26 protein-coding genes are annotated in these 21,415 nt (G+C 41.8%); 6 read left to right on the plus strand and 20 right to left on the minus strand.

Annotated elements, in window-relative coordinates; translation table 11 throughout:
* The first annotated feature begins 51 nt into the window (after positions 1–51).
* Positions 52–624, plus strand: coding sequence for a tRNA-(ms[2]io[6]A)-hydroxylase (locus tag N483_RS18455; protein ID WP_023397553.1), 573 nt, complete (start codon positions 52–54; stop codon positions 622–624).
* Positions 625–913: 289 nt separating this feature from the next.
* On the opposite strand, the gene N483_RS18460 is transcribed toward N483_RS18455, so the two are convergent.
* The 10 genes from N483_RS18460 to N483_RS18505 form a co-directional block, all read right to left on the minus strand.
* Positions 914–1,876 (minus strand): endonuclease/exonuclease/phosphatase family protein, encoded by a 963-nt coding sequence (locus tag N483_RS18460; protein WP_023397554.1) that lies wholly within the window; start codon positions 1,874–1,876, stop codon positions 914–916.
* Between the two features lie 530 nt (positions 1,877–2,406).
* Positions 2,407–2,709 carry a hypothetical protein gene (locus N483_RS18465; protein ID WP_155250709.1) on the minus strand — a complete coding sequence of 101 codons (303 nt, stop codon included), beginning with the start codon at positions 2,707–2,709 and terminating at the stop codon, positions 2,407–2,409.
* A gap of 222 nt (positions 2,710–2,931) precedes the next feature.
* Positions 2,932–4,074 carry a phage minor head protein gene (locus tag N483_RS18470; RefSeq protein ID WP_023397556.1) on the minus strand — a complete coding sequence of 381 codons (1,143 nt, stop codon included), beginning with the start codon at positions 4,072–4,074 and terminating at the stop codon, positions 2,932–2,934.
* Position 4,075: 1 nt separating this feature from the next.
* Entirely contained in the window at positions 4,076–4,690 is a 615-nt protein-coding gene (locus tag N483_RS18475; RefSeq protein ID WP_023397557.1) for a DUF3164 family protein, read from the minus strand.
* Positions 4,691–4,694: 4 nt separating this feature from the next.
* The gene (locus N483_RS18480) at positions 4,695–6,167 is read right to left on the minus strand and encodes a phage portal protein family protein (RefSeq protein WP_023397558.1); all 1,473 of its coding nucleotides are present in this window, start codon (positions 6,165–6,167) and stop codon (positions 4,695–4,697) included.
* A complete protein-coding gene (locus tag N483_RS18485) occupies positions 6,160–7,905 on the minus strand; it encodes a hypothetical protein (RefSeq protein WP_023397559.1) in 1,746 nt (581 codons plus the stop codon). The genes N483_RS18480 and N483_RS18485 overlap by 8 nt, the downstream gene beginning before the upstream one ends.
* Positions 7,905–8,408, minus strand: coding sequence for a DUF1804 family protein (locus tag N483_RS18490; RefSeq protein WP_023397560.1), 504 nt, complete (start codon positions 8,406–8,408; stop codon positions 7,905–7,907). The genes N483_RS18485 and N483_RS18490 overlap by 1 nt, the downstream gene beginning before the upstream one ends.
* A complete protein-coding gene (locus N483_RS18495) occupies positions 8,408–8,656 on the minus strand; it encodes a hypothetical protein (RefSeq protein ID WP_023397561.1) in 249 nt (82 codons plus the stop codon). The genes N483_RS18490 and N483_RS18495 overlap by 1 nt, the downstream gene beginning before the upstream one ends.
* Complete coding sequence (locus N483_RS18500; RefSeq protein ID WP_023397562.1) at positions 8,646–9,062, minus strand: glycoside hydrolase family protein; 417 nt, start codon at positions 9,060–9,062, stop codon at positions 8,646–8,648. The genes N483_RS18495 and N483_RS18500 overlap by 11 nt, the downstream gene beginning before the upstream one ends.
* 114 nt (positions 9,063–9,176) lie before the next feature.
* Positions 9,177–9,722, minus strand: coding sequence for a hypothetical protein (locus N483_RS18505; RefSeq protein ID WP_023397563.1), 546 nt, complete (start codon positions 9,720–9,722; stop codon positions 9,177–9,179).
* A gap of 176 nt (positions 9,723–9,898) precedes the next feature.
* Between N483_RS18505 and N483_RS18510 the strand changes: the two genes are divergently transcribed.
* Positions 9,899–10,249: a hypothetical protein gene (locus tag N483_RS18510; protein ID WP_023397564.1), complete on the plus strand. Its 351-nt coding sequence runs from the start codon at positions 9,899–9,901 to the stop codon at positions 10,247–10,249.
* 46 nt (positions 10,250–10,295) lie between these two features.
* On the opposite strand, the gene N483_RS18515 is transcribed toward N483_RS18510, so the two are convergent.
* The gene (locus N483_RS18515; protein ID WP_036975019.1) at positions 10,296–10,487 is read right to left on the minus strand and encodes a hypothetical protein; all 192 of its coding nucleotides are present in this window, start codon (positions 10,485–10,487) and stop codon (positions 10,296–10,298) included.
* A 239-nt stretch (positions 10,488–10,726) separates the two neighbouring features.
* Between N483_RS18515 and N483_RS18520 the strand changes: the two genes are divergently transcribed.
* Complete coding sequence (locus N483_RS18520) at positions 10,727–11,458, plus strand: hypothetical protein (protein ID WP_023397565.1); 732 nt, start codon at positions 10,727–10,729, stop codon at positions 11,456–11,458.
* Between the two features lie 65 nt (positions 11,459–11,523).
* On the opposite strand, the gene N483_RS18525 is transcribed toward N483_RS18520, so the two are convergent.
* The 9 genes from N483_RS18525 to N483_RS18565 are packed head-to-tail and all read right to left on the minus strand — an operon-like array spanning position 11,524 to position 17,506.
* On the minus strand, positions 11,524–11,940 hold the full coding sequence (locus tag N483_RS18525; RefSeq protein WP_023397566.1) for a Mor transcription activator family protein: 417 nt from the start codon (positions 11,938–11,940) through the stop codon (positions 11,524–11,526).
* A complete protein-coding gene (locus N483_RS18530) occupies positions 11,933–12,124 on the minus strand; it encodes a hypothetical protein (protein ID WP_023397567.1) in 192 nt (63 codons plus the stop codon). The genes N483_RS18525 and N483_RS18530 overlap by 8 nt, the downstream gene beginning before the upstream one ends.
* Positions 12,117–12,494 (minus strand): phage protein GemA/Gp16 family protein, encoded by a 378-nt coding sequence (locus tag N483_RS18535; protein WP_023397568.1) that lies wholly within the window; start codon positions 12,492–12,494, stop codon positions 12,117–12,119. The genes N483_RS18530 and N483_RS18535 overlap by 8 nt, the downstream gene beginning before the upstream one ends.
* Positions 12,491–12,847: a hypothetical protein gene (locus N483_RS18540; RefSeq protein WP_023397569.1), complete on the minus strand. Its 357-nt coding sequence runs from the start codon at positions 12,845–12,847 to the stop codon at positions 12,491–12,493. Before N483_RS18540 ends, N483_RS18535 begins: the two co-directional genes overlap by 4 nt.
* 47 nt (positions 12,848–12,894) lie before the next feature.
* Positions 12,895–14,133 carry an AAA family ATPase gene (locus N483_RS18545; protein WP_023397570.1) on the minus strand — a complete coding sequence of 413 codons (1,239 nt, stop codon included), beginning with the start codon at positions 14,131–14,133 and terminating at the stop codon, positions 12,895–12,897.
* Complete coding sequence (locus N483_RS18550) at positions 14,126–15,772, minus strand: Mu transposase C-terminal domain-containing protein (RefSeq protein ID WP_023397571.1); 1,647 nt, start codon at positions 15,770–15,772, stop codon at positions 14,126–14,128. Before N483_RS18550 ends, N483_RS18545 begins: the two co-directional genes overlap by 8 nt.
* Positions 15,772–16,671, minus strand: a complete 900-nt coding sequence (locus N483_RS18555; protein ID WP_023397572.1) for a hypothetical protein — start codon at positions 16,669–16,671, stop codon at positions 15,772–15,774. Before N483_RS18555 ends, N483_RS18550 begins: the two co-directional genes overlap by 1 nt.
* Before the next feature lie 59 nt (positions 16,672–16,730).
* A complete protein-coding gene (locus N483_RS18560; RefSeq protein ID WP_023397573.1) occupies positions 16,731–17,153 on the minus strand; it encodes a hypothetical protein in 423 nt (140 codons plus the stop codon).
* A gap of 38 nt (positions 17,154–17,191) precedes the next feature.
* The gene (locus tag N483_RS18565) at positions 17,192–17,506 is read right to left on the minus strand and encodes a hypothetical protein (protein ID WP_023397574.1); all 315 of its coding nucleotides are present in this window, start codon (positions 17,504–17,506) and stop codon (positions 17,192–17,194) included.
* A 139-nt stretch (positions 17,507–17,645) separates the two neighbouring features.
* On the opposite strand from N483_RS18565, the gene N483_RS18570 reads away from it, so the two are divergent.
* From N483_RS18570 to N483_RS18580, 3 genes are read left to right on the plus strand one after another with little or no spacing between them, the layout of a single operon-like run.
* A complete protein-coding gene (locus tag N483_RS18570) occupies positions 17,646–18,137 on the plus strand; it encodes a peptidase (protein ID WP_023397575.1) in 492 nt (163 codons plus the stop codon).
* 10 nt (positions 18,138–18,147) lie between these two features.
* Positions 18,148–18,669 (plus strand): hypothetical protein, encoded by a 522-nt coding sequence (locus N483_RS18575; protein WP_023397576.1) that lies wholly within the window; start codon positions 18,148–18,150, stop codon positions 18,667–18,669.
* A 50-nt stretch (positions 18,670–18,719) separates the two neighbouring features.
* Positions 18,720–21,410, plus strand: a complete 2,691-nt coding sequence (locus tag N483_RS18580; protein WP_023397577.1) for an ATP-binding protein — start codon at positions 18,720–18,722, stop codon at positions 21,408–21,410.
* Positions 21,411–21,415: the final 5 nt, after the last annotated feature.

Here is a 21,415-nt window from a genome sequence, read left to right on the forward strand (position 1 = left end):
AATAAAGTTCTGCTTTACATAGCAGTTGTAGTAAGTGAGATAGAAATACCTATGTTTGAATTGAAGTATCACACTCCATTCGAGTGGACACACAAAGTAATGGATGATTTTGTAACATTTTTACAGGATCATGCAGCCGCAGAGAAAAAAGCCTCAGGAATGGCCATGTCAATGCTAGGGCATTACCCTGATAGAACTAAGCTTGTAAAAGCGATGGCTGACCTAGCGATAGAGGAAATGATTCACTTTAAACAAGTGCTTAAACTTATAAATGAACGAGGCTTAGCACTTGGAAATGATAAACAAGATCCTTACATCAAAAAGATGCGCTCTTTATTTCGACAAGGTAGCGATGAGTTTTTAATTGATAGATTACTTGTTGCTGCTGTTATTGAAGCCAGAGGACATGAACGATTTTCTTTGGTTGCGCAGGCATTGCCTGAAGGTAAAGATAAAGACTTCTATGTTGCGATTGCCAAGTCAGAAGAAAAACATAAAAACTTGTTTGTTGAATTAGGTTATGAATATTTCGATAAAGATATAATCGATGCGAGACTGGAAGAGATATTGATAGCAGAAGCACAAATATGTGAAAGTATTCCATTTAGTGCCGCATTACATTAATCTGGTTTCAAATAAAAGCACTCGTTATTAGAGTGCTTTAAATTATGTTAAATTGAATCGTTTATTAAATCCATCTAGAACAAAGTGGTAGAAATAGATCCACAACGAGGCTAAATCTAAACTTGTAAAGCGATTTTGATCGTCGTCTCTTCTACTTAAAAACACACAAGCGGCAAAATTATTTTGACTAAATCTAGTCATTAGCTTTTCAGTTCATAGGTTGGCTGAGATCTCAGGGTAGGGGCGATATCAGCCAATCAAAAGAAATATGGTTTGTACGCTTTAAACTCTAAACGTCGCTACCGATAATATTATCGAGCCTAACTTGATCATTATTTGTTTTTATCTGTAACCAAAGAGGAAAGTGGTCGCTGAGTTGAAATGTTGCCTCTTTGAAAGTTAACTCAGGAAATAAGACTGTTTCCATGAATTGGTCCTTAGAAAAATCAATTACGCCACCTCTACCTGAAAAGCTCACTTGATCACAGCGATGTAAAATTTGGTCATAATTTTTAGGTGTCCCTTGAGCTGCTGCAGTATCATTTATTCCTTTTAAGTTGTCGGGCATTTTCAATTTACTTTCGACTGTCAAAGCTTGATAAAAACGATCGTCATTAGAAGGAATATTGAAATCGCCAACTACAATTAAATCTTTATCAAATACTTTATCCTCATTGTCTTCCCATCGTTTTTTTATCCAGTTTCCAAACCCATTTAATTCGTCGATTCTGCCTTCGGTAGTTCCCCAACGAGCATGCATGGCCATTAAGATAAAATCAAATTGACCGGCTGAAAAACTCGCAAAGTAAGGGGAGCGCCACCAACTTTGGTTTGTATAATAGTCGCCATCAATTTTTTTTCTAGCTGGTGCTGCTTCAGCAGCCAAACCGGTAAAATTTACCATTCGTTCATCGTATAAGAAAGCTACACGCTCTCGATTTCCAGCTCTATCAGGTTGCCAGTCATTGATTACAAATTTCCAATTGGGGCCAAGTAAATTTAAAACTCGCTTAAAATCAGTTAAATCATCTCTAACCTCAGTGATTGCTATCAAGTCGAATTGGTAGAGAATTTGGGCGATGAACAAAATCCCGTCATCTGAACGACGCGATTTACCAAAATCTCGAATGTTCCATGTTGCCACATTGAGTGATTCATCTAGTGAAGATGAAGGTATGTTGGCCAACTCAATACGATTATTGAGTTGCCGAAGTTTGATAGCTTGATCTTTAGAAACTTTTGAATAGTCCATAACGGTTTCCTTGCTGTTTAGTTAACAACCATGTAGGTATAACACGAGATTTCCATATTTCAAGATGAGCTACGCTTAGGTTAATTGAGAAGTAAGTTGGTAAAATATCTAGAAGAGGTATCTCACGTTCACATCAATACAGAGTAGCTGAGTACACCAATAGCCTTGAAGCAATTAGTTTATTTACAAAGATACCGTACTTAATGTGAAAAAGTACTCATGTTATCTATCATATAGAGAATCAGGTAAATTATAAAAATCAGGAAGAGTTAACACTCAATGTCGTTAATGGATTGACTTTCAAGCTATTGAATTTATACAGATAATTACGAAGTAAGAGGTACGGTATTATCAACTGCCCAAGGTATAACAATCATTAAATATATCCCATAATTTACGTTATGTTAAATAGGATTTGTATCTAAATATCAAAGATAACACCTCTGCTTTTGTGGCGCTGTGAACGCCAAATCCAAGGTATGTCCAATACTAGACGGTATCGGACATATTAAGATTTCTAAAGTTCTCTCTTATTTTTCTGTCACTTCCCACGTTACATACAACGGATGTCCGCCACTAGGCACAGAACCAGGGTTGGCAGTTTCCATATCTTCAAACCCGTCGTCACCAGACCCAGCTTTGATGATGACGTCTAAAGAATTGTCTGAGACAGACGCTTTTGCAAAATTACTTTGTGCATACCCGCATTGAAAATCTATTTTTACTGTCGTTAGAGCTTGGTTACCAACAATCAAAGAAATACTACCTTCTGAACCAAGTGCTGCTGTAAGGGGTCGTTCATTTCTAGATTTAACCAAACTCTGAAATTCCACTTTCGATTCCTCTGAAAGCCCCGTAAATACTGGACCTCTGAAATTTTCGAGCCGAATAAACAAAATCAAAAAATACATTTGTTTTTAGACAAAACCCGCTCATTCCATATCATTTTGCGCTCATTCCTGCTCACAATACGTTTAGAATTAGACTAAAAATCGCCATTTTTAAAAACGTTTAAATGCACTTTAAACAGACTTTAAACCCGCTTTAAATACGGTTTAAACATCAACAAGCTTAACTTCAACAACTCGATTCATATCTGGATCGATTTGAATTGTGATCTGAATTCCGTTTGCTACAAATTGCAAAACGCTTTGGTTAAATGCCGAATTAGTTTGAGCTTGGACCAACTTCATTAACTCGGTCGTTTGTTCAAACCCGATAATTTGAATCGCTGTTTTTAGCATTGCTTCATCGATAACTACCAATGTGCTTTTGGTTTCGGGCGCAACATCTAAAACTGATTTGAATAAATTCGGATGCAAGTGCCCTAGCGTCAATTTCGTGCCTGACTCTGGTTTTCCTAATGCGTGCTTTGCAGCAACTGTTGAAACCTGAGATTTAAAATAATCTTTGCCTTCATTTATAGCGGCATTAAAAATTGGCGTGGCCACTTCTCGAATTGGGTGATCGAGTTTCGCAAGCATTTGGCCCGTTGCCTTATCGGCTCCTAACCATGCAAGACCAGGATTGTAATCCCAACCTAAATCTATACCCGGCAATCGTTCTAGCTCTTCACCTGTTTTTGGATCAACTTCGGTAAATGGCTTTTGATAATTCTTAAGTGCTGAATCTGGCGTAACAGTTATTCCCATTCGTTTGATGTCAGCGTCACTCATGCTCACGACTTTACATCTACAGTTCCAACCGTTCGGCGGATAATGTGTGTGCCAAAAATTATGTTCAATTGGTAAAAGTATGTAGTTCCACGCGCTATGTTGCGGTCTTACTCGCGAGTCACCTGCAGTTAAATATAAAAGATATGGCCTACGATGTTTTATCCTTTCTTGCTGTTGCCATCGCCCAGCTGCACGCGCGGTGTTTTTATTGTTTTGATAAATTACTTGAGTTCGCCAACCGCGTTTTCCATTGTATGACCAACCATGTTTAGCAACGGTTTTATCAAAGCGCGCTCTAAAATCAGTGATCGTCTCACCATTTTCAATTGCAGCAAGTACAGCTTTATATAAGTCATCTAACAATTCAGTTTTGGTAGCTCCGGCAACGGTAAACGCTCTTGCATGTATGTGACCAAGTAAATCTTTGTAAGACTCAGTTGGTATTTGAACTTTTGATTTTAGATTTGAAATGGCCTCGTCGAACTTTACGAGTTGGCCATATTTGGAAGGGATATCGGACATATTAGAGTTTGGCTATATCAAGGGAAATTGCCTGATCAGCGCCCTGCTCATCTCGCTTGTAAAACCGGATAAATCGACAGCTATCAATGGTGTTTACAGACTCGGCAATGATGTCCATGGCCTTTTGCCATTTGCCTGTTTCATCATCAATTTCAAGCTTGCGAAGACTCAAAATACGCTGCGGATTAATCGTGCCTTGCTTGTCAGTTGAGAACACTTTATTGACGATCGCTTTGATGTTTTGATTGCCACCTTCGGTCCAATCACTAATGCATTCATCTATCAATTCTTTGGCTATTTGTAGCTCTGGACCAAGCTCGATACGCTCCTGAATTTGTATTTTTACTGACAACGAATGGTCAAAAGATCGCAGTGTTAAATTGCCTTTTTTACCGCCTAAATTTACGCCATGCTCTTGTGCTAACAGGTCTAAAAAGTCGTCAGCTTCATCCATTTGTTGCTGCTTAAATTCAGCGAGTTCGCGTTGTTGTTTCTCTGCAAGTTCTATCGCTTTTTTGACATATTCGTCCTTTATCAGGTCAGTTTGCTTCACGTTCGTAAGTGCTACTAAGTTGCCTTTACCATCTTTTAAAAAGCCTTCAGGTATCGCATTCATATGGTTAAATCTCCTGTTGATTTGCCTCGTCCATTCCTTCTAAAACCTCTAATTCAAACGCCTTTACAGCAACCTCTGCCAAGGCTGAATTAGATATATTTGGGAACTCATCAAGGATGTTTTGTTTTAGTTCGTCTAGGTTGTTTGCTTGTTTAGCAAACTCATAAATCTTCTTAATTTCGGCATCTGTTGCCTGGTCAAACTCGTTAAAAACAGCGATATCAGTACCCTGTTGGTCACTTGAAAACTCCTGTTTTGATGGGGTCGCGATGCCTTGGCCATCGTCTTTTATTTCTAACAGTTCTTCGCCTTGTTGGGGCTCTGGAATACCCAAAGTCTTGTACACATAATCCTTTGAAACAGGCACCATTCGGGCTGATTCACGAATAACGTTAACGGTTTCGAGGTTAACTTCTTTCTTGTCACGCCAGACATATTTGGGTGCTTCACCACCGTCGAAATTCACTCTATGGATGGTTTCTAATAGTTGGTTTCGATAACCAGATACAAGCGCCCTATCAGCCCGTTGGTTTTCACCTGCGCGTTTAGCATGAGTCTCACTGGCTGCACGCGCACCGGCTTTTTGCTCTGTGGCGAGTGTTTGGGAAGTCAGCGCTTTACTCATTTCTGAGTTACATAAATTGATAAGCTGCAACTGGACTGGTTCGCCAGACATTTTGCTTTCTATAATCTCTAAGCTGGCGTCATCTGGGATGACTGCAATACCTTCAGTGATCAACTTAGCTAGGCCTTCTAGCAATTCGCCTATTTCCTTATCCTGCGTGCCAATTGGATATTTGCCCACAGGGAATGGCACACCAAATCGCTCGCATAACTGCACGAAAAACTTAAAGCCGCCGTGCTTAAACATCCAAGGCCAAAAACAGCTACTGAGTAGTGCAATACCATACGGGTTTTTAGCCTCTGGCATATGCCTAACACACGTCCAACGGTCTTCATTTATGGGCTCGCCTTCTGGGTTTTGGCGGGTTTTTACAAGGAGTTCGTGATCTGAATTAAAAGCAAAGCGCCCTGCTGGCCATTGCTCTATGGTGCTAGGTATCCAGGCATTATCGCTTTTTTCGAATTTGCCTAAATGCGTTACTGCAAACCCATGTAAAATCGCACTGTAGTTGTGCCAATCAATGTCCATCCACTGTGTATTTTTGGCGGGGCTAGAGGCCATGAGCGCTTTTGCAATCTCGAAACTTTTCATACTCGATTCGTCATTGCCGCCTGGCACCAATTCCGCATTGAATGCGAACATACCAGAGCGCAAACTACGTAATTCACCAATTACATGGGCATCACGGGCTATTTCGTCATATATCAGTGAGCTTTTACCTGCTTTGCGAAGTATTGGATCTGGGTTGGGCAGCTCACGCATCATGGCCCATAAAGCAGGATCGGTTTTACTCATCGAAAAGGCTTTTTGTAATGCGCGATAGCCTTTGTATGAAAGGTGGGGTTTAGACATGATAGCCCCCTATTGGTTTGGTCACTTTTCGGCTTCTCACCTTTGGAATACCACCCGCGCCTGTGCTGGATATCATCCATAAAATGGTGAGTGCACAACTGAGGTCATAGTGATGATTGCTTTGTTTCTCTGGCCAGTTTTCTAGCTCATCCATAAGTAATCGTGTGCGTCGAGTATGGAAAAGGATTTGAGCAGGTTCGTTGATCACAAAGGGTTCTAACCCCTCGATGCGTTCTTCTTGTGGCACAGTCGCCGTAATACCTCTAAGCGGTAATGCAACGCCTTGGTCTAAAGCGTCTTTGATGTAGGTTTGGCGCATAAAATCAAAGGCGTTATTGTTTTCAAAGCCCCAAACCAAACAGTTGTACTCAAGCTGCAGCTTTATCAAATCCTTTAAAAGTCGGCTGGGGCCGCGTACCTTGCGGCTTTCGTATTCAAGGTGTAATTGACCTAACTCTTTGGCCCAAAAACCGACGAGCAAAGCACTGGGGTCAGCGCTGGCTGTTTTGCCCATGCTTGGGTCGCATGCGCCATAGGGTGTCCACAGGTTTAAGCGGTTAATCCAAGTCTCAAACCGATAAAAGATCTGTTCTTCGTCTGACTTGGCAATACCTTGCATCTCACGGTTAAACTCACGTTTGTTCGATGCCCACATCACCATCAAGTCATACAAACTACGCACACTCGGCCAGCTGGTTTTAGCAGCCTTAGACATTTGCCTTTTGTTCTTAATCCAAAACCTAAAGCTGGGCTTTTCTTCCTTGGAAACAGCTCGGCCTTTGGCTGCCGCTTTTTTCTCAAATTCTTTGTCTTTATAAAGCATGAGCTCACGGCATTGCTCCCATAAATCCATTCTTTCTGGGAACTGTGAAATGGCCTTAAACCTATGCACTAAATGACCAGGTGCATGCTCTGCACGTGAGATGGGGTCGTCGCTATTAAGTACGGTGTTAACGCCTAAGAATTTAACCGAACCATCTGGTGGGCCAAGGTACTGTACAGCGGCTTCAAGGAATGCCCAGCGGCTATCCCTTTCTGTTGCTGAGCGTGCTTCTTTATCGGTGATGATGTCATCGGCTAACAATAATTTGGGACGGCTGGCCCCATGGAATGCACCCCTAACAGACTGATCAGCACCACGGCTTTCAAAGCGAACGCCTTGCGCAGTAACAAACTCACCAATTTTCCAAACCGGAGATGTTTGGCAAACCTCTGGAAAGTCGAGCATTAAGTTACCATTGTTTAGCAGTTCGGTTTTAACCACCTCTAGTGTTTTAGCTGGCATTTTGGCTTCAGCGCCAAACAAAATGGCGTAATCTATAAAGAGCTCAGGTTTTATAAGGCCCAGTTCGTTGCATACTGCCTCGTCTTGAAGTAGCGCCAATACGGCTACATAAACAGGTGCGAGTTTAACGCCAAGCGTTGATTTTCCTTCGCCTCGGGGCGCTACAAACCAGTTTTTCCAACCGTTTTCTAACGCAATGGCTTCAGGAAACCAATCCATGAAGTATTGTTGGAATTCACTTGGCTTTTGGCCTTCATCCAACCACATATGGTGCGGGAAATACGTATAGACAAAGTACTCAAAGTCGCCACTCAATACGCGTTTTCGACGCTCTTTGATCGCTTTTGGGCTAGGGTCAATATCACGGTGTTTTGCTTCTATGTCTCGTCTTAGTGACGAGGTAAGTTCTTCGACTTCCTTCAAAAAGTCTTTTGAATTGATATCTTTGGCCATTACTCTTCCAACTTCCTAGCTATGTATGGCCCAAAACCATCAATGATTTTTACAAAGGTCTCAGTATGTTCACTATGATGATGTGTGATGTACTGACCAAACTCTTTAATGACGGTGGCTGCAACGGCTAACTTTCCGATTTTCTTATCACCGCCCGCTAAGTCGATGACCGAGGTATACATGTCCTTTAGCTGCTTGAGCACCTTTGCCCGCTCAGCCAACGGCATGTCATCGCCCTTTTCTTTCAGGGCTTCAAGTGCCGAACTTACTTCAAGCGAGAACTCCTGAATAAACATTTCAGTAAATTCGCCTGCCGGTCCCGTTGCTTTTCTAGCGGCAGCTCGGGCTAAATCCCAGCAATCACCACAGGCTTTCGCATCAAGCTTCCATCGTCTTGCAGTGCTTTCTGGTACTTCATGCTTTCTAGCTGAGAGGGTCAGATTCAAAAGCCCGTTTACATAGCTATCACGGACAGCAGTCATCACTTCATCACCATGAGCCATTAACCGCCTCCTAGCTTCATCAGCTCTGATGTAATAGCTGCGGCCACACCTGTTAAGCCACTCGCGCCTGCTATTTTCAAGCGCGTATTTGTGAGCTGCTTTTCGGCTTTTTCGACTCTCACTTCAAGCTTATCTACTCGTGCATTGACGTCTGTTTTTATCTGTCTGACTTCATTCAAAATAGATGTTTGCGTCGCTTGAATTTGGCCAATTGATTGGAACAGCTGATTCTCTTGTTCAGGCGTCATACCATTCCCCTGTTTTCATCTGCTCAGCCAATTGGTCAGCGCGTTCTCCCACTTGCACTGCCCAGCGGCTATCGAACATTTCAATTGCTGCTTTATCCCAGTTTCCTTGCTCTACGGCAGCAAGTGTCTTTTTGAAAGCTAACAAGCCATGAATGCCAAGGTTAAAGGCCATGTTGATAAGTACGGCTTTGCGAGCGGGATTACATTTTGAGGTGTCGATGTGCTTTTCAACTTGGGCAGTAAAATAAGCAATATCGTTATTGAGTAGGTAATTGATTTCGTCGTCAGTCAGGCCTCTTTGCTCAAGGTTTCTGCCAACGCCTATCGATTGGTAGCCGCCAGGGCAAACATAGACTTTATGCTCGTATCCTTCATGGCCAATGAGTTGTTGTTTTAGTTTTTCCATGCCATTTCCACATGTGGTTGATCACGTGGCTAGTCTGGCAAATTAGGAGTGGGAAATTAGGTGTAAAATGTTTTACACCTGATCGTAGTAATGCTGCTCAATCTTTATTGAGGCCTATTTAGGAGAACTAACGTTTATTACATTTAGTAAATTTTCTCTTGTCCGTTTCCACCATACCTCATTTTCAATGCCAAATAAATCTAAAGCCTTCAGCAAGAGTGGTATCGCTTTTTCATTATCACCTACTTTCATTAGACACTCGCCTTGCATAGCAAATGCAATGTTTCTTTTTTGTTTGTATTCATTTGCTAATGTCTCAAGAGGTATGAGAGGTTTCAGTTTTGAATAAGGAAATTTTTTCTTGTCGTCATAGCGTGCTCCATAGTATGGATCTAGAGTTGCAGAAATCATGTTTGCAAGCCAATTCGCTTTTTTAGAGTACTCAATGAGAACAGGGATTGCCTTATCACAATTCCCTGATGAGAATAAATTTTTGGCTTTTTCTTCTAAGGCATCTACCTCTGGTTGTGTGATTAAACCAAGCTCTTTTACCTTCGAAGATGAGGCTGTTAAGTCAAACGGGTCAATTGCTTTTTTTACTTCCTCAGCATGACAAGTTACAGAAGCTGTGATCAAAATAGCCATAATTGCTTTTTTCATTTTATATCCTTTGAAAATCAAATTTATAGATATATTACCCCTTTAAATGCTATAGGTTAAGAATAATTACTTCCTGATATTAGCTTGCTACTACCGTTGGTCGCGCAAGTGATGTTTTGGTATAGTTCATCTAGCTTATCTAAAAATAAAACAAAATTTTTTAAGGAAGATTTAATTTGAGTGAGAATAAAGTAGATTTGGTTGATACCCATTCGAAATCAACTGTTGTAGACAACGGAGAAACTGTAGAGTTAAACGATGTTGGTAAATTAGTTGAAGGGTTTCTAACCCCCTACATACAAGGCCAGCAGTTAGTTGCTGCTGAGGCTACGAAGCGTGCTGAAATTCAAGCTAAGTTGATAGGTCGGGGTTTAAATTACTTTTTCGGGATAGCATTTTTGATACTAGCTATCGCATTATTTGCATTGTTTACTGGAAAAGATGACCTTGGAGAGAAAATTATTTTTGCGGTTATTACTTTTATTGGGGGGTTAGGCCTAGGTAAAAGCCTACCCAAAGGGAGCTAAACAGTCAGTTTTCACTGCATAGTACGAAAACTGACATCCAACAAACCTACAACTTCAACTCCATTTGCTTATGCGCATCTACTACTAATATCGGTGCGCCATTGGCTTCGGAGGTCACTATTAAGTTGATCATTTGTCTGGTCAACTTATAGCGGCGAACCAAATCTTGGACTGAAGCGCCCTGCTTAAACTTCTGTCTTATCTTGATGTTTCTTAGCTGGATTAAAATCTTGTCCAACTTTTGTCTTTGGTAAGTACTAACCGCATGATTAGAGGTGGGAAATTAGGTGTAAAATGTTTTACTGGCTATTAAGCTTTGTACAAAAAATGGTCTTTGCATTATCATAATTCGCTGAATGCTTTTGTAAAGGGCTGTTTTTTGGCATATATAGTTAATTCCTTGTATTTTGTAAAACGTTTAATTACTTTATAGCTAGATTTTTTAGTATTTCTACATGAGTTAAAAGGATTATTTCTATGGAGCCAAAACCAACATACTTAGACTGGCAATTTTGGACCGCTGTAACATCTATAATCGCTATAATCTTATCGCAAATACCACCGTTGCGTGTTTTTTTTAAAAAGAAGATGTTAACGGTAGAAAAGCATGGGTTGATAACTTTGAGTCACCGCATTGGCTCACCAACCATGGGTATATTTTTAATACTCCAAAATGAAGGAGGAAGAACTATAAATGTTAAGTCTATTGAGTTAAATGTTGTCAAAGACAAAAGGGAGTCTTTTAAGCTTGTTGGAAAAGGTTATTTTAAAGAGTCAAGTGATACAAATAGCACGCTACTTACTCCATTTAGTATCAATGTCGGAGAGTCATGGAGACACTCAGTCTTTTTCTATGAAGATTGGTCAAGAAAAAAGCAAACAGAATATAGAAAATTAGAGTCGGCTGTTAGAGACCATATACAAGCCCAAAGCCTCGGGTCTGAAAAACTGCATGAAGCAAAGCCGGAAGATGTTCAATCTTTAATTAACATTTTTGAACGGAGTTTTAAGTGGGAACCAGCTGAATATGAAGTTCAATTAAAAGTACTTGGCGACCAAGGGGACTTAATAGCACAGGATTCGTTTAACTTTGTTCTATTTGACAGTGATTCTGAAGAGTTGGCATCTTACCACAAGCAATATAAGTATGGTGATGGCGTTTACTACTATTCAAATAAATTACCTGGTGTATCTATAGATATATCCTAATTGAAACTGATTTCTCGTATTTTTAGGCCAGCCCCCACACCTAACAACGAAGGCTGATCACAAACCTACAACTTCAACTCCATTTGCTTGTGCGCATCGCCAACTAAAATCGGTGCGCCGTCGGCTTCGGAGGTCACTATTATGTTGATCATTTGTCTGGTCAACTTATAGCGTCTTACTAAATTTTGGACTGAAGCGCCCTGCTTGAGCTCCTGTCTAATCTTAATGTTTCTTAGCTGGATTAAAATCTTGTCCAACTTTGGTATTTGGTAAGTACTACCTGCATGGTTAGATAACGCCCTTGCCATATCAACGCTAAACCGCTTACAAAATTCGTGATTAGGCGTTGGCGTATCGGGAATAAAAAACAAGTTGCCCTGCTCTTCACTTAAGGCGTTTACTGCGTCATCCAGCCCCATAACTTCCACAAACAACCGCAAACCGTGTGGCAGCAAAGATGCATCCAATTCATGCTCAGCCATCGTCTAATTCCTCTAACAACTGCTCAATGCTGAACTCATTTGATGCGGCCTGCATTTCTCTTGTTTCATCCCATTTGGTCCTAAGCTTGCCAATACGCTTAATATTTGGCGGTAAGTTATCGTACTGGGCCTCTTCGTAAAGCGGTCTGTCTGGGTTAATTAGGATTGGTTCACCTCTAGGCATGATTCGTCTCCTTACGATGTAGCCATTGCTTTAAAATCTCTATCACTGCTTGCCAGTGACCTTCGGCATTATATAGGCGCTTACCGTCACAAAACTTCTCACAAAACACATCACATGCCTGTTTTGAATCATCTTCGACTTTCCCAGCACTGGCCAATTGACTCCAGAGGCTATAAATCAACCTCAATTGCTTTGGCATTTCAGCCATATTCCGATATCGCCATAATAATGCCTTTTGTTGGTTCTTATTAAGGCCAGTACAACTATTTGTGAGACCACCGCTTATCTGTTTAACGTTTTTTACATGGCATACCTGATCAATGCCTGCCGCCCTTTGCGCTGCTTTAATTGCTTTTATCATCGGGTTCATGCTGCATCCTCCACGCGTTCTACTCGGTGTTCTGGAAATACCACAAACTCTTCTAGTTCAAAGTCCCACGGTTTGGAGTTATCAACACATAAAGTCGCTATGTGCCCAAAACGGTTGGTAAATTCCTTGGTAAAACTTACCTCTAAATTAACCTTGGCTATTTGCTTGCACTCGTATAACCTCTGCCCAAGGAAAATACAAAACGCCGCTGGTACATTGCCGTTTGCGCCATCTAATATGGACCCGCTTGGGTCTTGCATGGCTAAAACATTCAGCATGTGTTGGTCGGTTAGCGTGTCATTTAGTACAAAATGACCGCCAAAGGTATTGTGATATATCTTTACTCTTAACATGGTGTTTTCCTTAATTTATGAGCCCAGTTGCAGCTAGGCTCGTTGCTTTATACAGCTTGTTGATTCAGTACATTGGCGAAGATCGAGTTCACCAAGAGCTTGTCTAACTTTTTGTTTGGGTTTTTCCGGCTGTGACTCAGGATATGAGGGAGCAGGTTTTCGACTAGGAGCCTTGAATTTCCCTCTACCCTTTTATGCAACCACTGCCACCACTGCTCGTCGTTTGATTCAAGCGGCACAGTGCCCTGAGTTAATTCATTGAATAGGTTTTTGATGTCTTCTACGGGTACTTCACCAATGGGTTTTGGCCAAAAACACACACGAGAAGAGATAAGCTCATAGCGTTCGTTAGTTTGCAGCTTATCGACCAGCTGAATATTGCCAATCAAACACACACCAACTTTTGCAGCATCTGAAATGGTTCTAAGTGGGTCTAACGCGCTAGGTTTACACTTGTCGGCTTCATCTAACAGGATGATGCGCTCGGTGTTTTCTATGGTTCTAATGATGTTTTCAATATTCTGCGATACGCTTGATTTTTTCGGTAATCCCAAAGAGCGACATAAAGACTCAATTACTTGCTTGCTGGTCGTTTGCTCACTGCCCACAATCAAAATCGCTTGTGCGTTTTCTTCGCAGTAGCGCTCTAGCCCTTTGCTTTTACCAATACCCGCTTGGCCTGCCACAACCGCAAAACGACGCCTCGCTCTTGCGTGTTCACACGCCATATTAATCATCTTCGCAACGCTGGTTGATACAAATGGCACTTCGCCGTATCGAATGGTAATAACAGGTCTATCATCACACTCATTGTCGGCTGCGGCGTCGTCGCCAGCGGGGGCAACAATGGCATATATGTCATGCAAGTACTTGGTTGGGCTCGCCGCATACTTACCAGAGAGTAGCTGGCTAACCGTCGAAGGTGACTTATTAATCTTTTTGGCAATGTAAGTGCTGTTTACCCCTTGGTTTGCAATGTCTTCATCGGTCATGCGCTTTTTAATGCGCGCTACAATCAACTTATCATTGGCGTTATAGCAGTCCGCAAAGCCACTCTCGCTGCCAAACTCTTTGGGGTCAAAGTCACCAAAAAAGTGTGCCCACATTACATCTAGTAGCTTTTTAGGGTTTGTTGGTGACTCGCCATTCAGTACTGAATTTACTTGGTTTAAGTCATAACCTAAGCAATAGTCCTCTGGCCCTAAGGCATAAAACTCAATTTCTTCGTTAATGAGCTTTACTTGAACTTGTTGCTCGTCGCTGTAATGGTTGGTGAACTTATTCATGAATGTCTCCTAAATCTAATGGGTATTCGTTAGTAACGGGGGCAACGTGTTCAACCTCAAAATCTGAGAGGTCCATGTTTAATACTTCAGGTTCAATTTCAGGAATGGCTTGTACATCTGCGGCCAGTTCTTCAACGGCGTCTACGTCAATCACACGTTTTTGGTCAGCTCTTGCACGCTTTTCAGAAAGCTGGTTTTGAATGCGCTTTTCTTGGCCTTTAAGCCGATTAAGGTCGGCTTCTTCAATTCGGCTAGTAGGCAACGCCTCAACCTTGTGCTTAATGCGGCAGTTCATAATGAACTCGCCAGATTGCTCATACAGCACAAGGTAGGTGTCGTCGTGCAAGTCATAGCCTGCAACCAGCTCTTTACCGTTAAATTGAAATAAGTAGTCAGCGGTATACACGCGCTTATGTAACTTTATTTGGCCACGGGCTACTTTCACTTTGGTCCTTGGCAGTACCACAAAATCCGTAATGGCAGGCTGCTCTTGAATAAGCCCCTCTTCCCATACTTGCATGCGGGTTTTACCCTTTATCTCCGGGTGTGGGCTGTTGTGGTAATGCTCTAAAAACGCTTTAAACTCCGTTATCCACTGGTCTAAAGATGGCAGCTCTCGCTTGCCTTTTTTCACATCGTTAAGCAGCTTAAGCTTTTCGCGCTCGTTATGGTCTGGGCCGCAGTAGCTTTTAAAGCGCTTGCCAACGTGCTCTTCCATATGTTTAAAAAAGCGCTCAATCCACTTAGCACGGGCATTTCCGGGTATGGCAAAAATGACCTCAATATCAAACTGCGCATAAACACCACAGCACTTATCAGACATCATTTTTGACCTATAGCCACTGCCGTTATCGACATACAACATGCTTGGAATATGCTGATGGGTTTTAATTGAGCGGGTTAACGCCGTCATGGTGGCGATGGCATTTTCAGACTCGCTAATCTCCCAGCCAACAATGCAGCGGCTCGCCACATCTTGAAATGCCGTTAGCTCAAAGCGCCATGCTTTACCTGTTTTTGGGTGTGCCACATATACATCTACTTGGTGGCCGTCGCCGTTATAAATAAAGCCAGGGGCAATATGCTTAGTGGAGCGAATAATAAAGTCTTTGTGCTTTTCACGATAAAGCTTTGCGCCCATACGGTATGGGCTTTGCGGGCCAAGTTCGTGCGGCATAGAGTTTATAAAACGTCTAACTTGGCTTGCCGTTGCATCAAAACCGAGCTTTTTTAAGTCTTCAGCAACCAATGCGAAGCTGGGTGAGTTAATACAGTGGTATAGCTCCAGCGCTTTAGCTGCCCATTTAGGCTGCGCGGGCGTTCGGCCTTTGTGTTGTGGCAGTAGCCCTTCAACACCTTGTTGTCTATAGGCATTGACCCAATTAAAGGCCGTTGCACGTGTTGGTACTTTGCCAAGCTCACGAACGGCTTGGTGTATGGCAGGTGTTACTAGCCCATTATTGAGTGATTCAACAAGTGCAGCCCTTGCTTTATCTACACTTAAGCCACTTGCAATCCAGTATTTAACCAATGCGGTACGGTTTTGTGCCGTTTTGCGTGCTTTGTCGCTGGCCTGTGACCATGCACTTTGGCTCACAACCGCAGGTAAATTGTTAAATCTAATTACAGCAGGATGCATTACTTGATCTCCTTGCTTTGCTTTTCTACTAAAAATTGTTCGAGCAGCCGGTTACGTTCTGTTTCAACGTATTGCCACTCAGCTTTTGTAAACTTCGGTAGGTGTTCAATGCCTTCAATATGCCCAGCAAACTCGCCACTTAAACGCTCAAGCGCTGTACCAATTTGGCTGTAGATTGCCGCCCAGGTGTGATGCAATACTTGCGCAGCACTTACACGCGAGTCCAAATCCAATTGACGGTTATCACACAGCTGACTAATTTGCGTGATGGTGCTAACAAGCGCTTCGTTTAGTAGCTCGGTATTACAAATGGCGTCTTTGCGTATCTCACTAATAAACACATGCATGTCAAAACGTACTTGTGGCACTTTACGTAGTTTTTCATGTTCCAAGTCATTAATGGCCCGCGCCGCAGTTACCTGTAATTCGTCACGCTCTTTTATCAAATCGGCCACTTGTTGCTTTATGGCGTTACCTGATGTCTCGGCCAGCACTTCGTAGTCTTCGTCGTCTAGCTCTTTAAGCGTTTCGATTGGTACTTTGGTAAGTTCGTTAAGTTGATGAGTGTTCAAATTCAAAATGGACAATTTGTCCACTTTGCTTTTGGGCAAAGCTTTTAGCATTTTTGCTATAGCCATGGCCCTGCTAGCCGTTCGTCTATGAATGCTTTTCTCATGTAATAGAGAATTAAAACGCCCATGTTCTGTTTGCGACTTCAACCAAAGCAATAACACGCCCATTTTTGCGGCGTCTGTAAATTGTCTATTTGCTAGGAAAGCCACTTGATCCATGCATTCATCAATGGTCGCTGGTAACTCGACATACAAAACAGATTCAAGCTGACCTATTTGGTATTCGATCTCTTCAGCAGATTCAGGACAAACTAAGTCAGAACTCATAACAACTCCGAAATTCAGGCAGATCTTGGTCTTTGATAGGCATGGTTTAAGCTCCGAAATTAGGTATTGATTTTGACTGCTTCGAGAATGGATTCGCGCTTATCATTTAGTTCGCGTATTTGGACCTCACATTCTGAGGCTTCTTGCAGTTTTTTAGCGCGTTCGTCTGAGGCGCTGTACATAAGAGGCATAAGCAATATGTTGGCAGGTTCAACACTTTTAATGGCCCAACATAAAGCTGGTAGGTATTGAATTGGCATTGATGTGGGTTGGCTTGGAGCAAACCACTTATTAAGTTTAGCCTCGTCTACTTCAACAATGTCTACCTTAAGTGCCGCGTTCATGCGTTGGGCAAGGCCATTGCGGGTAAACCCACACCTGCGCATACAAGCATTAACGCATTGGCTAAAATGGTGGAGTATTTCGCAATCAGGCGGTATCTCGCTCTCTAAAATGTTCATGGATTCTTGATTCTCAGACATGGTAAAAATCTCCTTAAATTAACCTAGACTTGGTGGTTCTATGGGTTCATGCTTGGGTCAGGCACAGGCTGGCCCGCTTGGATTGCTTCAATGATTTGATTCCGCCTTTGGGTCCGATCTTTTGGACCGCGTTTTGGCTTCGTAAGGTATTTGTTACCGAAGACTTCTGTTCGTTTCTTGTTTAATGCTAAGCATATTGCTTCGGCGATGACGAAAGATTGAACCGCGCCTCTTGCAACGTTAGCGACGTGTGAGTTTGAGACTCGCTTTGCTTTTGCGATATCTTCAATCTGTATGTCTTTGTTTGATAGTTCTTTCTTTATGTCTTCATATGACATTGTTGTGTAAGTCATGTTAGATTTACCTGTGTTGTAAATTAATGTTGGTAACTATATTTGTCAGTGTTCGTTTATTAAGCTAGTGATAAATATTCTTACTGTCAACTGGAAAGTTATTTTGTTTTTTATTTTTTAAAGGTATTGACTGTAAACTATGGTTATCGATAGTATCTCAGAGTCAGAGATTGATCTTGTGATTGAGCGCTTACGAGAACAACTAAGCGTGAAAAGTAATCGAGCACTTTCTGAAAAGTTAGGGTTGTCCCACAGTGGCGTTGCTATGGCCAGAAAGAAAGGTACGTTACCCTATGGTCCAATAGTTAATGCATGTGTTAACTACAAAATTTCCTTGGATGAGGTGTTTGGAATTGATGTAGACCAAACATCTGACAGTAGCTCTACGGAAGAAAAACCAACAAAGAGTGAAGACGTAAGCAGAAACAGTGCTGAAGATGCGTTAGCTGCAATCGCCCTTGTTGAACAGATAATAGATGATTTACTTTACTCGAAAAACTTGGATGCAGAGCGCGAACTTCTGATCCGTAAAAAGTTAAGGCCAATGTTAATTGAAAAAACATTTGAGCATAACTTTAACGAAGTCATGGTTAAAACCATTGCGGAGGGAGCGCTCTATATGGCCTTTTAAAGGATAAATTATGATTAAAACAAAACTTGCTACAGCAATGCTCGCGCTTGGATTGCTGTCAGCCCCTTCTCTCGCTCTTGAGCCACTACCAGACAGAGCTCGTGTTCAGCACATGAATACCGACTTGTTACTACCAGATGGCAGCACACTCAATGTGGATGTGTCGTTTGACTGTGGTAGCGATTATCAAAACACTGCTGTTATGGTAATGAGCGATTCCGGCGCAAAATTAATCGCCGCTGCATACACCCACCTATACGGCGAAGCCGCTGGCCAAGCAGTAATGGATACATGGCAAACTAAACAAAACGCCTCCGACCCACGCAAACCAACTTACCTATTTATCCTCGCACCAAGAGATCAAGATATTAACTGGCAGTCGAAAAATATAAATAAACTTAACAATTTTTTATCGCGTGTTAGTATTAGTGAAACAAATAAGTTGGACCAAGCATCAGAATCTAAACCGGAAATACCCGTAGTATTGGCTGGTTGCGGTGTAAGAAACCATAATTCTCAACAGGTTCAGTAACGCATTTATGGGGTGACAGTTCGCCCCTAAGCAGGAAGGAATTCTTAGCGATGTTACCAGCAAGGACAATAATTGCAGCGCTAGCAATGCAAAGTAGCTTAGCCTGCGCGTTGGATTTAGAGCATTTAAGTAGTGTTGCTCAAGACAGCGATAACTATATTTATTTCCCGTCTCACAAAGGGTTGTTGAGATATGACGGGCAGCACATTTTAAACTTAAGTGAGTTCTCTAATTTACCTAAGGGATTAGCAAACGATATTGAGATCAGCAAAACCGATATTGCCTATGTTTTGTATACGTCTGGGCAAGTTTGGTCTATTGATTTAAAAACGCTTAAATCAGAAAAATTTGCTGAAACTTCTGCAACTAACATTGAAATCACTCAAAGCTCTTTATTTGCGCAAGAGCGCAATCGAATCACTGAGTACAACTTAGTGACAGGCGCGTTTTCAGTTAGGTTATCTGGCAAAGAACATATCTTAGATATTGATACTGGTTATGAAAGTGTTTATGCGCTGGCCAATGATGGTTTATATCATTTTAAAAAAGTCGACATCGAGAACGTAGTACCAAAGCAAGTTAACAGGGGTAACCTAGAAGTCACTCCGCATGGTGCCGTTTATTTTGCTAATGATCACTTGGGCTATTATTCACATCTACAAGACACAACAATCGTTAACGATAAAATAGAGAACGCGAACAACTTAACTTATGTGCCTCCCTACTTTCTTTATTATACGGATCGAGACACAGTAAATGAGGTTGCGCTGTCTACCTTGGAACAGACCAGAGCTGATATCAGTTCGACAAGTAAGTCTTACCTCTCGCTTTTTGCAGACAAACGCCAGCAGCTTTGGGGACTAAACATTAATGAGTTTGGTGTGGTCGAAGGAAATAGCCGTACAACACCTCTTAGACTTGGTTCCGCATATAACCTGATAGAACGCGTAGGTAAAAGCTGGTGGATTGGCAGTACAAAAGGCGTTTATTCAAATGACGAGCCTATTACTTGGCTAAATAATGCCATTGGTGAAGGTAAAGAGTTTGAGGTCACAGCGTTTTCGTATTTTGCTGGAAAGCTAATTGTATCGACTAGTATTGGCGCTTTTGCAGTATCTCCAGAGCTTAAAACTGTAGACAAGATATACGCGGGTTACGTTTTAAACTCGTCTGTTATAGACGAAAAGTTTTATTTGGCAACAAATGATGACGCGATGGTTGGCTACAATGCAAAGCTAGAGTATGAAAACTTTAATACCATCAATTCAGTCTTAGTCAGTAAAGAAGTTTTAAACGTTACCCAAATTGAAAGCGATATATACATCAGTACGGCGGCTGGTCTAGATAAAGTTGTTGGCGAAAACGCGGTTACTCAACTGTACCAGGGTGATCATAAAGTCACAGATGCGGCAGAGCTGAACGGCCAATTGTATATGGCCACATATGGTGACGGGCTTTTAGTTAGTGTTAACAATGAATGGACTAAGGTGCCCTCTCCATCTCATATCCGAGAAATTGTAGAAGCTAAAGACAAGCTTTATCTGTTAACGAATAACGGTATACATGTTTTTAGCGGTGATTATGATGCAACTCGACTCATCAGAGAGACACAAAACCACTCTTTCATCGTAGGTAGCTTACGAATTGTTGATGACCAGTTTATCGCGATCAGCGACAAGGCATTTATAGAACTGGTCGAAACCCAATTGCACGAGTTAGCCCCACCCGTTGTGAGCTTTGTAGAAACTAGCAATGGCATTCACTTTCAAGATGATAAGCTGGAAATAGAAAGCAGCGAATGGATGGTGATATCTGTTTCAAACCTTCAATACGCAAATAATGAAGGCGTACACTTTGAATATCAGTTTAATGGCAGTGATTGGCGTCCTATCAATAGCGCTGAGCTGCATTTAAATGGTTTGGAGCCGAATAGCTATCAAATACAATTTCGCCAAGTACTGGGTAACACGGTTAGTCAGCCAAGAACCTACAACTTTAAAGTTCGTTCGCAGTGGTATAACTCTCCCAAGGCTCTCAGTATCTATTTCACAATTGCCTTACTAGCTGTGGGTGCAATTGCGTTTTACACCTACTTTTGGATCCAATCGTTTAGACGAGTATACAGACAAAACGAATACAAACGTCAAAGTAGCAATGTTGGCCAAGTTGCCATGTTAAATGAGCAAGCAAAAGAGCTTATTAGCTCAGGCGACGACACAATGTTTACTGAGGGTTTAGTTAAGTTAGATAAAATATCTGAGCTGGTTGCTCCGATAGTTAACAACGGCCCTTATCTTGGAGATCAAAAGCTCACCTCTGGTGTTGATTTATTGCAAGTTCAATCAAGCCTGCAAGCCAAAATAAAAGTTAACTTTGAGGTTGTGCTTGGCAATATCAAGCTCGACCCGCAATTAGAGCAAGACATTTATGCTGTTGTGTATCACGGCCTTCAAAACGCGATCCGTTACAGTGAAGGAAGCCAAGTAAACGTGTTCATTCACAGGCACAGAGCAAAAATTGAGGTTCATATTGAAGACGACGGCATTGGTATACCGCTACGTTCTCGCCTCCACTTCGGCGAAGGCCTATACAAGATGAGCGATGTAGCTAAATCATACAAAACCAAGTTTAAGCTTAAGTCGTCGCGCAAAGGTACCAAGATTCAGATCATCTTCCCGCTTATTGAAAGAGATAGAATGAGTAAGGAAGATATTGAGAGAGAGATTAGGGAAAGGATGTAGTAAAT

It is taken from the genome of Pseudoalteromonas luteoviolacea NCIMB 1944 (genome assembly GCF_001625565.1).
GTDB lineage: Bacteria > Pseudomonadota > Gammaproteobacteria > Enterobacterales > Alteromonadaceae > Pseudoalteromonas > Pseudoalteromonas luteoviolacea_F.